The organism is Kitasatospora sp. NPDC048194, from assembly GCF_043202455.1.
Lineage (GTDB): Bacteria > Actinomycetota > Actinomycetes > Streptomycetales > Streptomycetaceae > Kitasatospora.
Window position 1 is genome coordinate 131,728 of sequence record NZ_JBIDAK010000004.1, and the last position, 15,031, is coordinate 146,758.

Sequence of the window (15,031 nt, forward strand, 5' to 3'; positions counted from 1 at the left end):
CGCTACTCCCCGGGGCGGTCCGGGAATCCTCTGGCCTCCCCGAACCCGGGGTCCGAAGGCCCGGTGGGCGGAACGGAACCGCCCGGCGGGACGGTGCCAGCCGGAGGAGCGGTACCGCCCGGACCGGCGGGCGCAGCGGCGCCGCCGAGCGGCCACACCGGGAGGACGGTCCGTTTGAAGGTGCCGTTGGTGACGGTCGCGAAGGAGGCGTACCAGGCGATCAGGGCGGTGAGCAGCCCCAGCCAGCCCCCGGCCTTGGTGCAGCCGTCGGACTGGGCGAAAGCACCGATGGTCAGCAGCAGGAAGGTCAGGGTCAGACTCACGAACACCGCGAGCACCGCTGCCGTCGTCCGCAGGGCGGCGATCGTCATGTAGGCCGTGAAGATCGTCCAGGCCAACAGGAACAGGCCCGTCGCCTGGTAGAGCTGGTGGGCGTGGAGCAGGTGCGGGACCACGGCCTGCACGAAGCCCCAGTACGCCAGCCAGAAGGCGCCGAAGGAGGCGAAGGCGGTGGCCGCGAAGGTGTTGCCGCGCCGGAACTCCCACATCCCTGCCAGCAGTTGGACGATGCCTCCGTAGAACAGGGCCAGCGGCAGCACCACGGCCGCCACGGACTCGTTGATCAGGCCCGCGTTGAACCAGCTCAGCACGAACGTGGTCATCGCGAAGGCCCCGAGGCCGAGGGCACCCGGATCGGCGACGGTGCTGGGGGCCGGCGGGGCCGGCGGTCTGGGAGGAAGTACGGACCCTGGATCGGTCCGGCCGGGAACTGCCACGATGACTCCTCTCCACGGCGTGCCGACCGCAGCCGCCCGCCCGTGCCCGACGTCGGACACGGCGCCGAACGGGATGCGGTGTGTTCCGGGCACCCGCTGATCGGCGGTGGTGCTGCCGGCCGGAAGGCTCCGCGGCGCGGCAGCCCGTCGCACCGAGCGCGCCTTTCCGGTCCGCACCCGCTCAAACGGCCGGCGGGGCGCCTTCGGGGCCGAGGCCTCCGGCACGCTCGACGTGCGCTGATCGGTGCGCTCTTCGATCCGCTCTTCGGCCCGTTGATCGGCGCACTCTTCGGTGCGCCGGGCCGGGCTCTGGTGCGTCCGACCCGTGGCGGCCACAATGCGGGCATGCGGACACGGCGCGTGGCGGGCCTGCTGGGCTCGGTCGTGGCGGCCCTGGCGCCGTGGGCGTGCGGTGGACCGCCCACGGCGCCGCCCTCCGTGGCGGCCGCGCCGTCCTCCGCCGACCGGGTGACCGACTGCGTGCTGAGCGTCCTGCCCTGGTTGCGGACCTACCTGGACGGCGGCACCGATCTCGGCGACTACCAGGAGATGGGCCTCTCCAACGCCCAGGGCGGTGCACTCCGGGAGCTCCAGCGGCAGGCCGCCGCCGTGAGGGCCCGCGGTCCCCTGCCCTCCGGCTGGGCCGCCACGGAGGTCCGCCGCGCCTGCGACTCGATCGTCGCCGCCTCGGCCACGCCGACCGCCACGACCAGCACGAGGCCGCCCGGCTGGCCGTGACGGGCCGCCCCACCCCGTCCGGTGCACCCGGGCCCCGGGGCAGGGCGGACAAGGCCGGGGTCGGCGGGGTCAGGCCCGGCGGGGTCACGCCGGGCGGGGTCACGCCGGGCGGGGTCAGGCCTGGGCGCGGCGCACGATGAGCATGTCCTGGGTGTGGCCGATCGCGTAGCTGCCGTCGGGCTGGGTGAAGTGTTCGCGCACGTAGCAGGTGAGGGCCGCGCGGGTGGGCCGGGCGTCGAGGGTCGCGAGGTCGGCGACGTTCACCATGAACTCGGCGACGTCGACGGCCTCGCCGAGGTGGGGCGTGCGGTAGTGGAGGGCGAGGGTCTCCAGGGCGTAGTCGTGGGCGGGGTGCGCGGTGCGGAGGCGGTCGAGGAGGGGCCGCAGGTCGTAGCGGGCGCCGGTGAAGTGCTCGGCCATCCGCATGCACGGGCTGTCGGGGTTCTGCAGCACGACCAGCAGGGCGCCCCCGGGAGCCGTCCAGTCCAGGGCCCTGGAGACGGTGGGGAGCCAGTCGCCTTCCGGGACGTAGTAGAGCACGTGGGAGAGGTGCACCAGGTCGGCCGGCTCGGGCGGCCGGGCCCGGTCGATCGGCTCGGGGAGGACGAGCGCCTCGGGGCAGGCGGCGCGGAGCTTCTCCCGCATGGCCGCGCTGGGCTCGACGGCGATCACGCGGTCGAAGGACCGGGCCAGGTGGGCGGTGGTGCGGCCCTCGCCGGCTCCCAGGTCGAGCAGGACCCGGCGCTGCGGGAGTGCGGCCGCGATCTCGCTCAGCCGGGCGTGGGTGCGGGGCTTCTCGTCGGTACCGGCGAGGAAGAGTTCGAAGGCCCGGCGGTAGTCGGCGCCCGAGACGTCGAGTACGCGGACCGGAACGGTGTCGGTGGTCGTCGGCTCCATCGGGAGCGTCTCCTGTGGTGTGTGCGGGGGCTCGGAAGGGGGCCGCGGGCGGAGGGCTCGCGGCGGAGGTGGTGCGGGACGGCCGAGCGGTGCGGCTTCAGCGGCCGCTCCCTTGCACCGCGGTACGGCTTCCCTCACTGCACCGCGGTACGGCTTCCCTCATTGCACCGCGGCGCGGCCGTCCCCATTGCACCGCGGCGCGGCCCCGACCGGACGCAGGGACGTTCCTGCCCGGGTGTCGCCGCCGCCCCGCCGCCCGCCGGGCCGTCAACTCCGGCATCCCAGTTTCCACCTGGGCGGGTGGTTAGGCCGGGCCGCCCCCTCACCGGTGGACCCGCGTCGTCGGACCCGCCTGGTACGAAGGCGGAGCGAAACGATCCCCATCCGGAAAGGAGTCCACGGCATGCGACGCCTGCTCCGCCTGTTCGCCCTCCTCGCCGTGCTCCTGACGGTCGCCGCCGCACCGCCCGGCCACGACGGCGCCGATCCGCCGCGCACCCCCGGTGCGCCCGCCTACACCGTCGAGCTGCGCAGCGACGCCACCGGCTCGCACTGGCGCGGCCGCGAGCGGATCGCTTTCAGCAACGCCTCGGCCGAACCGCTGCGCGAGGTGTACCTGCGGCTCTGGGGCAACGCGCACGGCGGCTGCGCCGCGCCGCCCGTCCGGGTGTCCGGCCTGGACGGCCCGTACTCCGTCGGCTGCACCGCGCTGCGCGTCGCCCTGCCCCGGCCGCTGCCGCAGGGCGCCTCCGGCAGCGTGGCGTTCGACCTGGCCGTCGACGTCCCGCACCGCGTCGACCGCTTCGGCCGCGACGGTGCCTTCAGCTTCCTCGGCAACGCCCTGCCCGTCCTCGCCGTCCACGACGGGGAGGGCTGGCACCTGGACCCGTACAGCGACCTCGGTGAGTCCTTCTACGCACTGGCGTCCGACTTCGCCGTCACCCTGGACCATCCCGCCGACCTGCTGGTCCCCGCCACCGGCACGGCCGTCGACGCACCCGGCGAGCCGGGCCGTACGCTCACCCGGGCCACGGCCCGCCGGGTACGGGAGTTCGCCTGGGCCGCCGGGCCGTTCCGTCGCATGACGGGCCGCTCGGCCGACGGCGTCCGGATCGCCGTCTACGCGGCCGCGGGCATCCGCGCCGAGGACGCCCGCGCGATGCTCGACCTCTCCCTGCGGACGGTCGACGCCCACTCCAGAAGCTACGGGGCCTACCCGTACGGCGAGCTGGCCATGGTCCTGGACGACGCCTTCGACTTCGGCGGCATGGAGTACCCGGCCTTCATCCTCGACCGGATCAGGCCATCCGCCGTCATCCACGAGCTGGCGCACCAGTGGTGGTACGGCATCGTGGGCGACGACCAGTACCGCGCGCCCTGGCTGGACGAGTCCTTCGCCGAGTACGCCATGGACCTCGCCCTCGGCGACTTCGGCGAGGGCTGCACCGCCGCCACGCCCTGGCGGTCCGCCGAGGAACGCCTCACCAACGCGATGAGCTACTGGGACGCCCACCCCGACCGCTACGAAGCGGTCGTCTACGACCGCGGCTCCTGCGCCCTGCACGAACTCCGCCGTCTGATCGGGGCCGGGACGATGGCCGCCCTGCTCCATGACTACGCGGGCGCCCACTGGTTCGGCGTCTCGACCACCGCCGACTTCAAGGCCGCCGCCCAGGCCGCGACCTCAGTCGACCTGAGCGCCTTCTGGCACGAGCACCGGCTCGACTGAACCACCGCCGGAGGAGCCGGCGCGCCCCTTCCGGCCCGGAGTCCGCCGAAGGCGCCGGGCAGGGCGCAGCCGGCGTGCCCCCTGTCCACACGGCCGGGTGCGGCTCGCCCCCGGGGCGGGAGGCGAGCCGGGAAGGGCCTCAGGCGCGGCAGCGCAGCAGTTCCAGCGGCGGGCTTGCGAGGAGGTCCGCCCAGAATTCCTCGCCGTACTCGCGGACACCGGCCTCGGACACCTGCAGCGGCACCCACTCCAGCTCGCCGAACCCGGCGGCCCGCAGGGACTCCTCGTAGACCTGGCGGCGCGGAACCACGCCGAGGATGCTGATGGGCTGCGGGTCGAGGAGCGCCGTGACCCGCGCCCGCGGGCCGATCTCGATCTCCTCGCCGGTCGGCTCGCAGCGGAACCCGTACTTCTCGAGGGAGGCGCAGTCGAACCGGTAGTCGGGCTTCTGGGCGAACACGAAGAGCTCCCCACCGGGCACCAGATTGCGGTGGATGTTGCGACACATCCGTTCGAGCTCCGCGCGGGACTGCGCGTAGTTGAGGCACTGGACCGCCAGCGCGATGTCGAACCGCCGATCGAGCGGCGCGAGTTCGGCCACGTCACCGACCTCGTAGCGCGCCCCCAGGGGTTCCCGCCGCTCGAACTCCCGGGCGACGGCGATCATTTCACCGGAGATGTCGACGCCGAGCACCTCCTTGGCTCCGCGCCGCATGAACTCCCTGCTGTAGAAGCCGGTGCCGCACGCCAGGTCGAGGACGGACTTCCCGCTCACGTCCCCGACCAGGCCCAGGAAGCTGGGCACTTCCCCGTACCGGATCAACGGCAGCGACTTGAAGCCCTCGAACGCCTCACCGATCTCGTCGTACTGCTGCGCGCCCATGCGCCGCCCCTCCCGTGTCGTCATCCTGTGGACGGCCGCCGCCCCCCGTTCCGAACGTGCTGATGGGCGGCGGCCGTGGCGGAAAGTCTCCCGCCCCCGACCCGGCCGCCGTACTGGCAGATGACACAAAGAACTCGGCCGGCGCCCCGGGGCGGGTGCCCGCCATCGCCCAATCCCGGACGACGCGCGGCCTGTCGGAACGTCAGGTCACCCCGCCCCCGGTCAGCCGATCGGCGTGCCCACCTGGTCGCGTTCGAGCGCGGACCGCAGGGCCGAGAGGGCCTGTGCGACCGCCGACAGTGAGGGCCCGTCGAGATTGCCGCCGAGCAGCTCGGCCAGCCCGCCGGTGAAGGTCCGCTCCGCTTCTTCGACGAGCCGCGCGCCGTCGTCGGTCAGGGCCAGCAGCGAGGACCGGCGGTCCGAGGGGTTCGGCCGGCGGGCGACCCACCCCTGCTTCTCCAGCCGGTCGATGCCCTTGCTCGTCGCCCCGACGCCGATGGCGAACTCGCCGGCCAGGTCCGCCACCCGGCACCCGGGGTGGTCACGCAGGTAGCTCAGGAACTCGTACTGGGAGGTGACGATCCCGTGCCCGTCCCGCAGGCGGTCGTTGAGCGCGTTGTACACGCGCGTCTCGCAGCGGACCAGGTCGGCGAAGACCTTGGCGAGCTCGCCCGCAGGCCGATCGCCACCCGATGTATATTCCATGGCATATAGTGTACCGGAAGCTACTTGCGAGGAGTGTGCCCATGAGCAGGGACCAGCGCATACGCATCGACCGGCTTCTGCGGCAGCCGCACCCCCAGGGCCCCCAGTCGGTCGAGCAGATCCGGGCGGGCTTCCGGGAGTTGATGGCGCAGATGATCGTGCCCCACGACCGCATCCGGACCGCACCGACGACGCTCGGCGACCGGCCCGCCCTGCGCGTCGAACCGAACCCCGGACCGCAGGCGGGGACGGACGGCCCGGGCTCCGGAACGATCCTGTACTTCCACGGCGGCGCCTGGGTCTTCGGCTCCCCCGAGACCGCCCTCTCGCTCACCGGCAACCTCGTGGCCAGGACCGGCTTCGGCGCGTACTCGCTGGACTACCGGCTTGCCCCCGAACACCCCTTCCCCGCCGCGATCGAGGACTGCGTGGCCGCCTACCGTGCCCTCCTCGACAGCGGCGCGGACCCCTCGGCCCTCGTGTTCGCCGGGGACTCCGCCGGCGGCGGCCTGGCCGTCACCACCTGCCTGGCCGCCCGGGACGCGGGCCTGCCGCTGCCCGCCGCGATCCTGGCCTTCTCCCCCGGGCTGGACGCGACCCGGACCGGCGAGAGCATGGACACCAAGGAGGGCATCGACCCGGTCTTCACCCGCGCGGCACTCGACCACACCGGAGCCATGTACCTCGCCGGAGCGGACCCGCACCAGCCGCTGCTCAGCCCGGCCGTCCTCGCCGACCTGACCGGCTTCCCCCCGATGCTGATCCAGGTCGGCTCCAACGAGGTGCTGCTGGACGACTCCACCCGCCTGGCCGCGCGGGCGAGGGCCGCAGGCGTGGACGTCATCCTCGACGTCACGGCCGACGTGCCGCACGTGTTCCAGGCGTTCGCCGGCGTCCTCGACGAGGCGGACGAGGCGCTGGACCGCGCCGCCCTCTTCCTGCGTCAGCGGATCCGCGCCGGAGCCGCCGCGCGGACCTCGGGCGCGTAGGACCGAACGGCGCGCAGGACCGAACGGCGCGCAGGACCGAACGGCGCGCAGGACCGAACGGCGCGTAGGGCCGAACGGCGCGCAGGACCGAACGGCGCGCAGGGCCGAACGGCGCGCAGGACCGGACGGCATCGCGCCCGCCGGAGCGCACGGCCCACCCGCCCGACGCTCAGACGAGGACGTCCGCGTGCTCCGGGCCGAGGAACTGCACCCCCACCCGGTCCGCGTGGGCGGCGAGCAGGCCCCGCAGTTCCTCGGCGGCCGCGTCGAGCAGGTGCCCGTCCCGGGTGGCCCGGACGGTTTCCAGCAGGAAGAGGACGCGGGCGGACTCCTCGGTGACGCGGGTGCGGTGGGCGTCGCGGTGGTTCCAGTGGCGGGTCAGCACGCCGGCGCCGTCCGCGTAGACGACCTCGCCCGGCGCGGGGTGTTCGACGGTGCCGGGCTCCCCGAGCGGGGTGAAGGCCTCGCCGCCGTCAGCGTGGCGGATGGTGATGTCACCGGTGACGCGGTCCAGGTCGAAGGCGCCGGCGGGCAGGCCGTGCCGGACGGAGACGGCGTTGTAGGAGTCGACGGCGGGGCCGATGCGGGGCAGGGTGCCGCGCTTGACGAGGCGTCGGCCGAGGGCGTCGACGCTGGGGCGGCTGCGACGGGGATTGGTGCCGAAGGAGCGGTAGGCGGCGTGCCAGGCCTCGATGCGTGGGTCGGTCTCGTCGGCGGGCCGCCGGCTGCCGTCGGCGAGCCCTCGCTCCAGTTCGGCGAGTGCGGCGTCGGTGCCGGGCCAGGGCTCCCGGCCGCGCAGGCCCGTGACGGTGAGCACGGCGATGCGGGTGTCGGGGAAGGCGTGGGCGACGGCGGGGTCGAGCCGGAGGCGGGGCATGGGCGGTCCTTTCCTGTGGCGGTGGGGGGCGTGCCGTGGTCGCCGGAGGTGATCGGCGGCCCGGCGCGGCGGCGGTACCGGCTTCCGGCTGCGCCGGGGTTCGGCGGCGCCCGCCTTCGGCGGCTCGGGCCGGCGCCGCAAGGCTGACCGCGAGGGCGGCGGCTCAGGCCAGGGCCAGGAGGCTGACCGCGAGGGCGGCGGCGCCGAGCCCGACGACCTGGCCGCGGTGGATGCGCTCGGCGAGCACGCCGCGGGCGAGCAGCACGGTACCGGCCGGGTAGAGCGCCGTGATCACGGCGACGACCGTGAGGTCCCCGCCGCGCACGGCGAGCAGGAACAGCAGGTTCGCCACCGAGTCCAGTACTCCGGCGGCGGCCGACATCGCGTACGCGGGCCGCTCCGCGCCCAGCCTGCGGCGCATCGCCCCGGCCGCGGCCAGGGTGACCGCGGAGGAGACCGCACGGCCCACGATCAGCGGCGCCACGCCGCTGCCGGCCGGCGCCTGGTGCAGGCAGACCAGCTGGAGGGCGATGGCGGCGCCCGCGCCGAAGGCGAGCAGCAGGGCGGTGCGCGAGGGGCGCGCCGCGCCGGCACCCTGACCGGCGCTCACCAGGACGATCGCCACCAGGGCAAGCGGCAGGCCGATCACTCCGGCAGCGCCGAGGTGCTCGCCCTGCAGCAGTCCCACGGCGACCGGCAGCGCGGCGGAGACCAGGGCCGTCACGGGGGACAGCACGTTCATCGGTCCGATCGCCAGGGTGCGGTAGAGCAGCGCGAAGGCGGCGGCGGAGGCGACACCCGAGGCGGCGCCCCAGCCGAGCGCTCCCGCGCCGAACGAGGCGCCGAGTACGGGCCACAGCAGCAGTTCGACGGCGAGGCTGGCCGGGGCGGCGATGAGCACGGTCCGCAGCACGTGGGCCTTGCGGGCCCCGAGACCGCCGACGAAGTCGGCGCACCCGTAGGCGAGGGAGCTGCCGAGGGCAAGGAGCAGAGCGATCACGGTGGTACATCCCTCGCGGACTCACAATGGAACGACCACAACGTACATCAAACCGACCGCCGCGTGCCAACGAACCGACCGGGCGGTGCACTAGAGTGGTCCGAGTGAGGATGGTGATCAGGTGACCGAGACGGCCGAAGCACTGCGGACGGTCGCGCACAACGTCCGGGCCGCCCGCGTCCGCGCGGGGCTGTCGCTGGAAGAGCTCAGCCGACGCGCCCAGGTCAGCAAGGGCGCCCTGGTCGGTCTGGAGAAGGCCCAGGGCAACCCCAACCTGGCCACCCTGGTGCGCCTCGCCGACACCCTGGGCATCTCGGTGTCCGCGCTGATGCAGGGCCGACCCGAGGGCCGCGTGCGCGTCGTCGCGGCCGACGCCGTCGCACCCCTGTGGACGGGGGAGCACGGCGGTGAGGCCCGGCTGATGCTGACCACCTCCGGCCCGGCCCCGGTCGAGGTGTGGCGCTGGCGGCTGGAACCGGGCGAGGAGTACCCGAGCCACCCGCACCAGGCCGGCGTCGTGGAGACGGTCAGCGTCACCTCCGGCCGGATGACCCTGGTCGTCGACGGCACCGAACACGCCGTCGAGGCCGGCCAGACCGCCACCTTCGACGGCGACGCCCCGCACACCTACCGCGGCGCCGGATCCGGGCCCTGTCACCTGATCATGACCGTCCACCTGCCACCGGGCCCCGCCACCACGGCCTGACCGCCGGGATCCCCCCTCGACGCCGGGCGCCGCGCTCCTCCCCCCCGCCGGGCCCGGCATCGCCGTGCGGCGAGGGGGCGCACCGCCCCACCGCACAGGACGGCCCGCACACCGCGGCGCTCAGCTCCGAAGCGCGCCGAGCCACTCGACCAGCAGCCGGTTGACGTCGTCGGCCCGCTCCTGCTGGATCCAGTGGCCGCAGCCCTCGAGGAGGTGGCAGCCGGTCAGCCCCGGCAAGGTCTCGGTGTAGGCCGCGATCGCGTCGGCCAGCCAGGTGGTGGAGGCGTCCTGGGTGCCGCCGACGAACAGCGACGGCTGGGTGACGGGGGCACCGTGGTAGGCCATGAGGTCCTCCCAGTCCCGGTCCATGTTCCGGTAGCGGTTCAGCGCCCCGGTCAGGCCGGTCCGCTCGAACTCCCCGGCGTAGAAGTCCAGATCACTTTCGCTGAGCCACCCCGGCAGCGGTCCGGAGGGGAAGCGCTCGCGCAGCGTGCCGCCGGTGGCGACGAAGTGCGGGTCCGGGGAGCCGGGCGCCGGCATGGTGTCGGCCGACAGTGCCGCGTAGAAGCCCGCGAGCCAGCCCCGGACGTCCGGCTCGATCTCGGCCTCCGCGCGCCCCGGCTGCTGGAAGTAGGAGACGTAGAACTCCTCCCCCCCGCCCAGCCCGGCGAACACCTCGCCGGGTCGCGGACCGCCACGCGGAGCGTAGGGGACGCTGAGCAGCCCCACCGCGCTGAACACCTCCGGGTGGAGCAGCGCGCTGTCGGCGGCGATCGTCGCTCCCCAGTCATGGCCCACCACCACCGCCGACGCCTCGCCAAGCGCGCGCACCACGGCGACGTTGTCCTCGACCAGCTCACGCATCCGGTAGGCCGCCGGCTCGGCGGGCCTGGAGGAGCGGCCGTAGCCGCGCACATCGAGGGCGACCGCGCGGTACCCGGCCGCGGCGAGGGCGGGGAGCTGGTGGCGCCAGGAGTACCAGGACTCCGGGAAGCCGTGCACCAGCAGCACCAACGGCCCGGAGCCCTGCTCCACCAGATGGATCCGCCGGCCGCCGGAGGAGACCAGTCGGTGGGTGGGTGCGTCCTGCTGCGGCATGCGTCCTCCGAGGTTTCGACCCGGCGCGCGCGGGAAGCGGCGCCACCTGCCCGCACTGCGGGCTCCGCCCACGATCCTGGGCGAGCACCCGCCAGGAGGCCCAGCCGATTTGCTGTTCCGGCAAAGCCGCTGTCCCCGGGTCACCTTCCTTCCTTCCGGAAACGCCCACCCACCGGCAGGTGGGAAGTTCAACCAGTGGATGCTCGACCTCACCTCAGCCGAACTCGCCGAGCTGGCTGACGAATTGCAGGCGCTGTCGCGGCGCTGGCGGGATCGTTGGAAGGCCGCGCGGGCCGCCGGTGACATCGAGGGTCGAGAGCACGTGTCGGTTCACGTGTACGGCTTCCCCTTCCGCCCCTGACCCGGCTCCGCGCACCGCCACCGTGCGCCACCACCGCGCCGTCACCGACCAGTTGGAGCCCGCCTTGGCCACCGTGGAGACCGCACCGCCCCTGCTCCCCCCTGCCCCTGCCCATCGCGATGCCAACGTGCTGCGCTGGCTCACCGCCTACACGGCTTCGCTGGTCGGCGACAGCGTCTACTTCCTGGCCCTCGGCTGGTCTGCCCAGAAGACCGCCGGGCCCACCGAGGTCGGCATGGTGATGGCCGCGGGAGCGCTGCCCCGGGCGGTCCTGATGCTGGGTGGCGGCGTGGCCGCCGACCGGTTCGACCCCCGCCGGGTGATCCTCGGCAGCGACACCGTGCGCTGCCTGCTGATCCTCGCCGCCGCCGTTGCCGTGGCCGTCACGGCGCCGGCGCTCTGGCTGCTGGCCGCGGTGGCAGTGGTCTTCGGGGCGGTGGACGCCCTCTTCGTTCCCGCCGTCGGCGCCCTCCCGCCGCGCATCACCGGCGCGGACCAGCTGGCCCGGGTCGCCGGTCTGCGCTCGCTGGTGATGCGCGTCAGCCAGGTCGCCGGGCCGCCGCTCGGCGGCCTGGCCATGGGGCTCGGCGGTCCCGCCGTCGCCTTCGCCCTCGCGGGCCTGCTCTTCGCCGTCTCCCTACCGCTGCTGCTGGCGGTGCGGCTCCACCGCCTTGATGCGCCGTCCGAGCCGTCCGAGCCGTCCGAGCCGTCCGGTCCGTCCGACCGCCGTGAGCAGCAGGCGCAGGGCCGGGTCGAGGCCCGGGGTGAGCTGCTGGACGGGCTGCGCTACATCCGCCGCCATCCGCTGATCGGCCCGCTGGTCGCCGCCGGGGCCGTCAGCGAGCTCGGCCTGTCCGGCATCCTCAACGTGGGCTTGGTGCTGCTGAACGCCGAACGCGGCTGGGGCGCGTCAGGCTACGGCTGGATCGTCGCCTGCTTCGGCGCAGGTGCTGCCGCCGGGGCCGCGCTGGTCGCCGTCGCCGGCTGGCTCCCCCGGCCCGGTCTGACGATGGCGGCGACGCTGGCGGCGGGCAGCGTGGGTGCGGCCGCCATGGCGTCGGTTCCCAGCCTGGGGGCGGCTGCGCTGCTGGGCGCGCTCGTCGGGCTGGGCGCGGGCGTCTTCGGCAGCCTGGACAGTGCCCTGATCCAGACCGCCGCCGACCCGGCCTACCTCGGCCGGGTCACCTCCGTCGCGATGCTGACCATGGTCGGCCTCGCGCCCCTCAGCTACCCGGTGGTCGGCGCCGCCGTCGGAGTCTGGGGCGCGGCGCCGGTCTTCGCCGGCTGCGGCGGCCTGGCCTGTCTCGGGGCGGCCCTCGCGTTCGCCTCGCGGGCGGTCCGCCGGGCAGAGCTGCCCCGACGGTAGCGCCCGCAGCGGGTGCCCGGCGAGGGCGGGGCGACCGGGCCGGTGGCCCGGTCCCCTGCCGCGCCGTCGGGTCGGGCTACAGCCCGGGTGTGTAGGGGGCGACGCCGACGATGAGGATGTCGCGCCGGCCCTCGGGGCCGTCGTCCCCGAGTCGGACCGGGCCGACGTAGTGGCTGACCCGGCAGTCGTGCACGCCGTACCCGTCCAGTGGGTCGCTCAGGACGAAGCGGTCGTGGACGGCCTCGGGGGGCAGTGCGTCGGGTTGCCGGCCGGCGCTCTCGGGGGTGGCGATGACGTTCTCGCCGCCCTCGATGTTCCGCCGTCCGACGAGGTGGGCGAAGGTGAAGGTCGCCGGTGAACCACCATCCTGGTGGAGGCAGTTCGGCGAGGACACCGCTACCTGGTCCCGGTCCCGGACGCCGAGCGCGATCAGGTGGATGCCGACGTAGACGGGGACGCGGTGCAGGTCCTCCAGCCACAGGGCGTGCTCGAGGTCGGCCCGGATCACGGCGTCGAGCAGCCGGTTGCCGTGCAGGGCGGTCGGGATGTCGGGCAGCCGACGGCGCACCCTCGGGTACTCGGGGTTGTGCTCGTCCTGCCAGTACTCGGTGACGGTGCCGAACTCGTCGTCGGGCGCGCCGGGGATGTAGGACAGCTCACCGGTCCAGGGCAGGTAGACGGCGTGGGAGTAGCGGCGGAACCGGTTGGTCTCCTTGGCGTACGGGTCCGGGGGCAGGTCGTCGTAGGCGCCGGCGAGCCGCCCGAAATCGTCCGCCATGGCCTCGAGGTCGACGCCGAGGTCGGCGGCGCCCAGCCGGGCGTAGCCGTCGCGGCGCACCCGTACGGCCTGTTCGACCGTCGGGGGCTCGGGCGGCCGGTCGGCGGTGCCGGGCGCACCGGTGGCGGCCGGCCGGCCGTCTGAGTCCAGGATCGTGTCCATCGGCTCCTCCTCCTGAGTTCACGGGCGGCCGTCGGCGGGGTCCGTTCCCCGCTCGGCTCCGGTCGCGCCCCTTCAACCTGGCACGCCTACGGCGGTGGCGCCGCCGCGTGATCCGCCGTGCGGGCGGTGTCGGGGGCTGTCATGCCGGCCGCCAGGTCGTCCACGACGGCCGGCAGACCGCCCGAACGGTAGGCGGCGCGCTGGCGGTGGGCGCCGCTGCCCCGGGCGGCCAGCCGGTCGAGGAAGGCCTCGACCCGTTCCAGGTCGCCGTATTCCTCCAGGGCCGCACCGATGTGCGCCACCAGCCGCCGGGCGCGCTCGGGAGCCGACAGTCTCCGGCCGGAGAGCGCGTCCACGCCCTCCCCCGGCCAGCCGTCCCGGGTGGCGTACCAGTACGCGCCCCGCAGTACCTCGCCGCCCAGCCGCGGGCCCTTGTCACCCTGCTCGGCGAGGCGGGCGGAGGTCACCACCAGGCCCCGCACGACGGCCGCCAGCGCCACGGAGTCGGCGGCGTCGGCCGGGACGTCCATGCAGCGCACCTCCAGGGTGGGCAGGCAGGGGTGGGGGCGGGTGTCCCAGAACGGCAGCTCGGCGAAGGACATGCCCCCGACGTCCGCCATGGCCGTGGCCACCTGCCGGTAGCCGTCGAAGGAGTCGACCCACGGCGGCGGCCCGAGGCTCGGGAAGCGCAGGCGCAGTACCGACCGCCAGCTGGCGTACCGGGTGTCCCGTCCGGCGTGGAAGGGCGAGTTGGCGCTCATCTCGACCAGCAACGGCAGCCAGGGCCGCAGGTGGTTCCCGGCCAGGGCCGCGACCTCGCGGTCGGGCAGGTGGACGTGGACGTGCAGCGCGCTGACGGCGAAGTCGTCCATCATCGTGCGGAACAGGTCCACGCCCTCGCGGTACCTGGGGTGGTCGCCCACGGGGACCGCACCGGCGCCGCCGCCGATCACGGGCGTCCCGCTCGGGCACACCCTCAGGTTCGCGGTGGCGGCGCAGGCGGCCAGCTCCCGGCGCAACCGGGCCAGTTGGGCGGACAGCTCGTCCATGGTGGTGCAGGGTGTCGTCCGCACCTCGATCTGGAGGTCGGTGAACTCCCCCGACACCGACGCGCCGAGCACACCGGCGGCCCGGGCGGCGAGCCGCGGACCGGCCGGCACCACGGCGCGGGTGCCGGCGTCCACGAGGAAGTACTCCTCCTCGACTCCGACCGTCGGCGGGCCCCCCTCGGGCGCGCGCTCCTCGGGCTTGCGGTCCTGGGGCTTGCGGTCCTCGGGCTCCGCGCCGTCCGGGGTCGCGAACGGCCCGGGCCGCAGGGCCCGGGTCGCCGCGTTCACGGTCCCGGTGTTGTCCGTCACCGCGGACCCCCCATCGGCCGGACGGGACCGGTCGGAAGCACCGGACCGGTCAGTAGTAGTGGCGACGTCCACCGACAGCGTGTCCCAGAGCGCCCGCGATCCAGAGGATCAGGCCGATGACGAGCAGGACGATGCCTATGGTCCACAGGATCGAGATCCCGGTGACGAAGCCGATGATGAGCAGGATGACGCCGACGACGATCACGGTGCCCTCCGGGTTGGTTGACGGGACGGCTGTCGAAACGGGGCGGTGGACCGGTCCGGCGCCCGGGGCCGTCCCCTGAAGTGGGACCGTCCGTCCTTCGGCTCCACCCGAGACACGCGTCTACCGCCGTTCGGGCGGGCCAAACCTCGTGCGCGCCCGGTTTCCCCGCGGAAGCGACCGGCGCGCCCGGACCGGGTGCGCACGGCGCGGCACGGCACCGCTCCCTCGCGTGCACGACGCGGCACGGCACCGCGTCCTCGCGTGCACGACGCAGCACCCACCGCGGGGCACCGGCCTGGCCTGGCACTCCAAGGCGTCCGGGGCACCCGTGAAAAAATTCCCGCGAATCCGTCCCTCGTGTCGATCCCGGGCTGGTCCCGTTCGACCTAGGTCTGAGAGGGTC

At 74.5% G+C, this 15,031-nt stretch carries 15 protein-coding genes and 1 pseudogene; 6 read left to right on the plus strand and 10 right to left on the minus strand.

Features of this window, described 5'->3' with window-relative positions:
* Nucleotides 1-2: 2 nt before the first annotated feature.
* A complete protein-coding gene (locus tag ACGF07_RS07545; RefSeq protein ID WP_392896286.1) occupies nucleotides 3-776 on the minus strand; it encodes an acetate uptake transporter in 774 nt (257 codons plus the stop codon).
* A gap of 345 nt (nucleotides 777-1,121) precedes the next feature.
* Here ACGF07_RS07545 and ACGF07_RS07550 point away from each other — a divergent pair, with 345 nt between their 5' ends.
* A complete protein-coding gene (locus ACGF07_RS07550; RefSeq protein WP_392896288.1) occupies nucleotides 1,122-1,514 on the plus strand; it encodes a hypothetical protein in 393 nt (130 codons plus the stop codon).
* A 114-nt stretch (nucleotides 1,515-1,628) separates the two neighbouring features.
* On the opposite strand, the gene ACGF07_RS07555 is transcribed toward ACGF07_RS07550, so the two are convergent.
* A complete protein-coding gene (locus tag ACGF07_RS07555) occupies nucleotides 1,629-2,411 on the minus strand; it encodes a class I SAM-dependent methyltransferase (protein ID WP_392896290.1) in 783 nt (260 codons plus the stop codon).
* A gap of 403 nt (nucleotides 2,412-2,814) precedes the next feature.
* Between ACGF07_RS07555 and ACGF07_RS07560 the strand changes: the two genes are divergently transcribed.
* Nucleotides 2,815-4,140: a M1 family metallopeptidase gene (locus ACGF07_RS07560; protein ID WP_392896292.1), complete on the plus strand. Its 1,326-nt coding sequence runs from the start codon at nucleotides 2,815-2,817 to the stop codon at nucleotides 4,138-4,140.
* A gap of 139 nt (nucleotides 4,141-4,279) precedes the next feature.
* Here the strand turns inward: ACGF07_RS07560 and ACGF07_RS07565 are convergent, their stop codons facing one another.
* Nucleotides 4,280-5,023 (minus strand): class I SAM-dependent methyltransferase, encoded by a 744-nt coding sequence (locus ACGF07_RS07565; protein ID WP_392896294.1) that lies wholly within the window; start codon nucleotides 5,021-5,023, stop codon nucleotides 4,280-4,282.
* 222 nt (nucleotides 5,024-5,245) lie between these two features.
* Nucleotides 5,246-5,728 carry a MarR family winged helix-turn-helix transcriptional regulator gene (locus ACGF07_RS07570; protein WP_392896296.1) on the minus strand — a complete coding sequence of 161 codons (483 nt, stop codon included), beginning with the start codon at nucleotides 5,726-5,728 and terminating at the stop codon, nucleotides 5,246-5,248.
* 41 nt (nucleotides 5,729-5,769) lie between these two features.
* Between ACGF07_RS07570 and ACGF07_RS07575 the strand changes: the two genes are divergently transcribed.
* Complete coding sequence (locus ACGF07_RS07575) at nucleotides 5,770-6,717, plus strand: alpha/beta hydrolase (RefSeq protein WP_392896298.1); 948 nt, start codon at nucleotides 5,770-5,772, stop codon at nucleotides 6,715-6,717.
* A gap of 169 nt (nucleotides 6,718-6,886) precedes the next feature.
* On the opposite strand, the gene ACGF07_RS07580 is transcribed toward ACGF07_RS07575, so the two are convergent.
* Together ACGF07_RS07580 and ACGF07_RS07585 are read right to left on the minus strand one after the other, a co-directional pair.
* Nucleotides 6,887-7,594, minus strand: coding sequence for a B3/4 domain-containing protein (locus tag ACGF07_RS07580; protein WP_392896301.1), 708 nt, complete (start codon nucleotides 7,592-7,594; stop codon nucleotides 6,887-6,889).
* A 163-nt stretch (nucleotides 7,595-7,757) separates the two neighbouring features.
* Nucleotides 7,758-8,594 carry an EamA family transporter gene (locus ACGF07_RS07585; RefSeq protein ID WP_392896303.1) on the minus strand — a complete coding sequence of 279 codons (837 nt, stop codon included), beginning with the start codon at nucleotides 8,592-8,594 and terminating at the stop codon, nucleotides 7,758-7,760.
* A 121-nt stretch (nucleotides 8,595-8,715) separates the two neighbouring features.
* On the opposite strand from ACGF07_RS07585, the gene ACGF07_RS07590 reads away from it, so the two are divergent.
* Nucleotides 8,716-9,300, plus strand: a complete 585-nt coding sequence (locus ACGF07_RS07590; protein ID WP_392896304.1) for a helix-turn-helix domain-containing protein — start codon at nucleotides 8,716-8,718, stop codon at nucleotides 9,298-9,300.
* Between the two features lie 120 nt (nucleotides 9,301-9,420).
* Here ACGF07_RS07590 and ACGF07_RS07595 read toward each other — a convergent pair whose 3' ends face one another.
* Nucleotides 9,421-10,398, minus strand: a complete 978-nt coding sequence (locus tag ACGF07_RS07595) for an alpha/beta fold hydrolase (protein WP_392896306.1) — start codon at nucleotides 10,396-10,398, stop codon at nucleotides 9,421-9,423.
* A gap of 190 nt (nucleotides 10,399-10,588) precedes the next feature.
* Here ACGF07_RS07595 and ACGF07_RS07600 point away from each other — a divergent pair.
* Nucleotides 10,589-10,759 (plus strand): annotated as a pseudogene (locus ACGF07_RS07600) (transcriptional regulator); the annotation flags it as partial.
* Between the two features lie 64 nt (nucleotides 10,760-10,823).
* Nucleotides 10,824-12,125, plus strand: a complete 1,302-nt coding sequence (locus ACGF07_RS07605; RefSeq protein ID WP_392896308.1) for an MFS transporter — start codon at nucleotides 10,824-10,826, stop codon at nucleotides 12,123-12,125.
* Between the two features lie 76 nt (nucleotides 12,126-12,201).
* Here ACGF07_RS07605 and ACGF07_RS07610 read toward each other — a convergent pair whose 3' ends face one another.
* The 3 genes from ACGF07_RS07610 to ACGF07_RS07620 all read right to left on the minus strand — a co-directional run bounded on the left by ACGF07_RS07610 (nucleotide 12,202) and on the right by ACGF07_RS07620 (nucleotide 14,628).
* Nucleotides 12,202-13,065 (minus strand): 2OG-Fe dioxygenase family protein, encoded by an 864-nt coding sequence (locus tag ACGF07_RS07610; protein WP_392896311.1) that lies wholly within the window; start codon nucleotides 13,063-13,065, stop codon nucleotides 12,202-12,204.
* 86 nt (nucleotides 13,066-13,151) lie between these two features.
* On the minus strand, nucleotides 13,152-14,423 hold the full coding sequence (locus ACGF07_RS07615; RefSeq protein ID WP_392896313.1) for a YbdK family carboxylate-amine ligase: 1,272 nt from the start codon (nucleotides 14,421-14,423) through the stop codon (nucleotides 13,152-13,154).
* Nucleotides 14,424-14,472: 49 nt separating this feature from the next.
* A complete protein-coding gene (locus tag ACGF07_RS07620; RefSeq protein ID WP_350737518.1) occupies nucleotides 14,473-14,628 on the minus strand; it encodes a DUF6131 family protein in 156 nt (51 codons plus the stop codon).
* Nucleotides 14,629-15,031 lie beyond the last annotated feature (403 nt).

Bases quoted from the DNA above. Each gene is read 5' to 3' on its own strand.
- ACGF07_RS07550 (WP_392896288.1), top strand. From the start codon at position 1,122: ATGCGGACACGGCGCGTGGCGGGCCTGCTGGGCTCGGTCGTGGCGGCC.
- ACGF07_RS07555 (WP_392896290.1), bottom strand. From the start codon at position 2,411: ATGGAGCCGACGACCACCGACACCGTTCCGGTCCGCGTACTCGACGTC.
- ACGF07_RS07560 (WP_392896292.1), top strand. From the start codon at position 2,815: ATGCGACGCCTGCTCCGCCTGTTCGCCCTCCTCGCCGTGCTCCTGACG.
- ACGF07_RS07565 (WP_392896294.1), bottom strand. From the start codon at position 5,023: ATGGGCGCGCAGCAGTACGACGAGATCGGTGAGGCGTTCGAGGGCTTC.
- ACGF07_RS07570 (WP_392896296.1), bottom strand. From the start codon at position 5,728: ATGGAATATACATCGGGTGGCGATCGGCCTGCGGGCGAGCTCGCCAAG.
- ACGF07_RS07575 (WP_392896298.1), top strand. From the start codon at position 5,770: ATGAGCAGGGACCAGCGCATACGCATCGACCGGCTTCTGCGGCAGCCG.
- ACGF07_RS07580 (WP_392896301.1), bottom strand. From the start codon at position 7,594: ATGCCCCGCCTCCGGCTCGACCCCGCCGTCGCCCACGCCTTCCCCGAC.
- ACGF07_RS07595 (WP_392896306.1), bottom strand. From the start codon at position 10,398: ATGCCGCAGCAGGACGCACCCACCCACCGACTGGTCTCCTCCGGCGGC.
- ACGF07_RS07610 (WP_392896311.1), bottom strand. From the start codon at position 13,065: ATGGACACGATCCTGGACTCAGACGGCCGGCCGGCCGCCACCGGTGCG.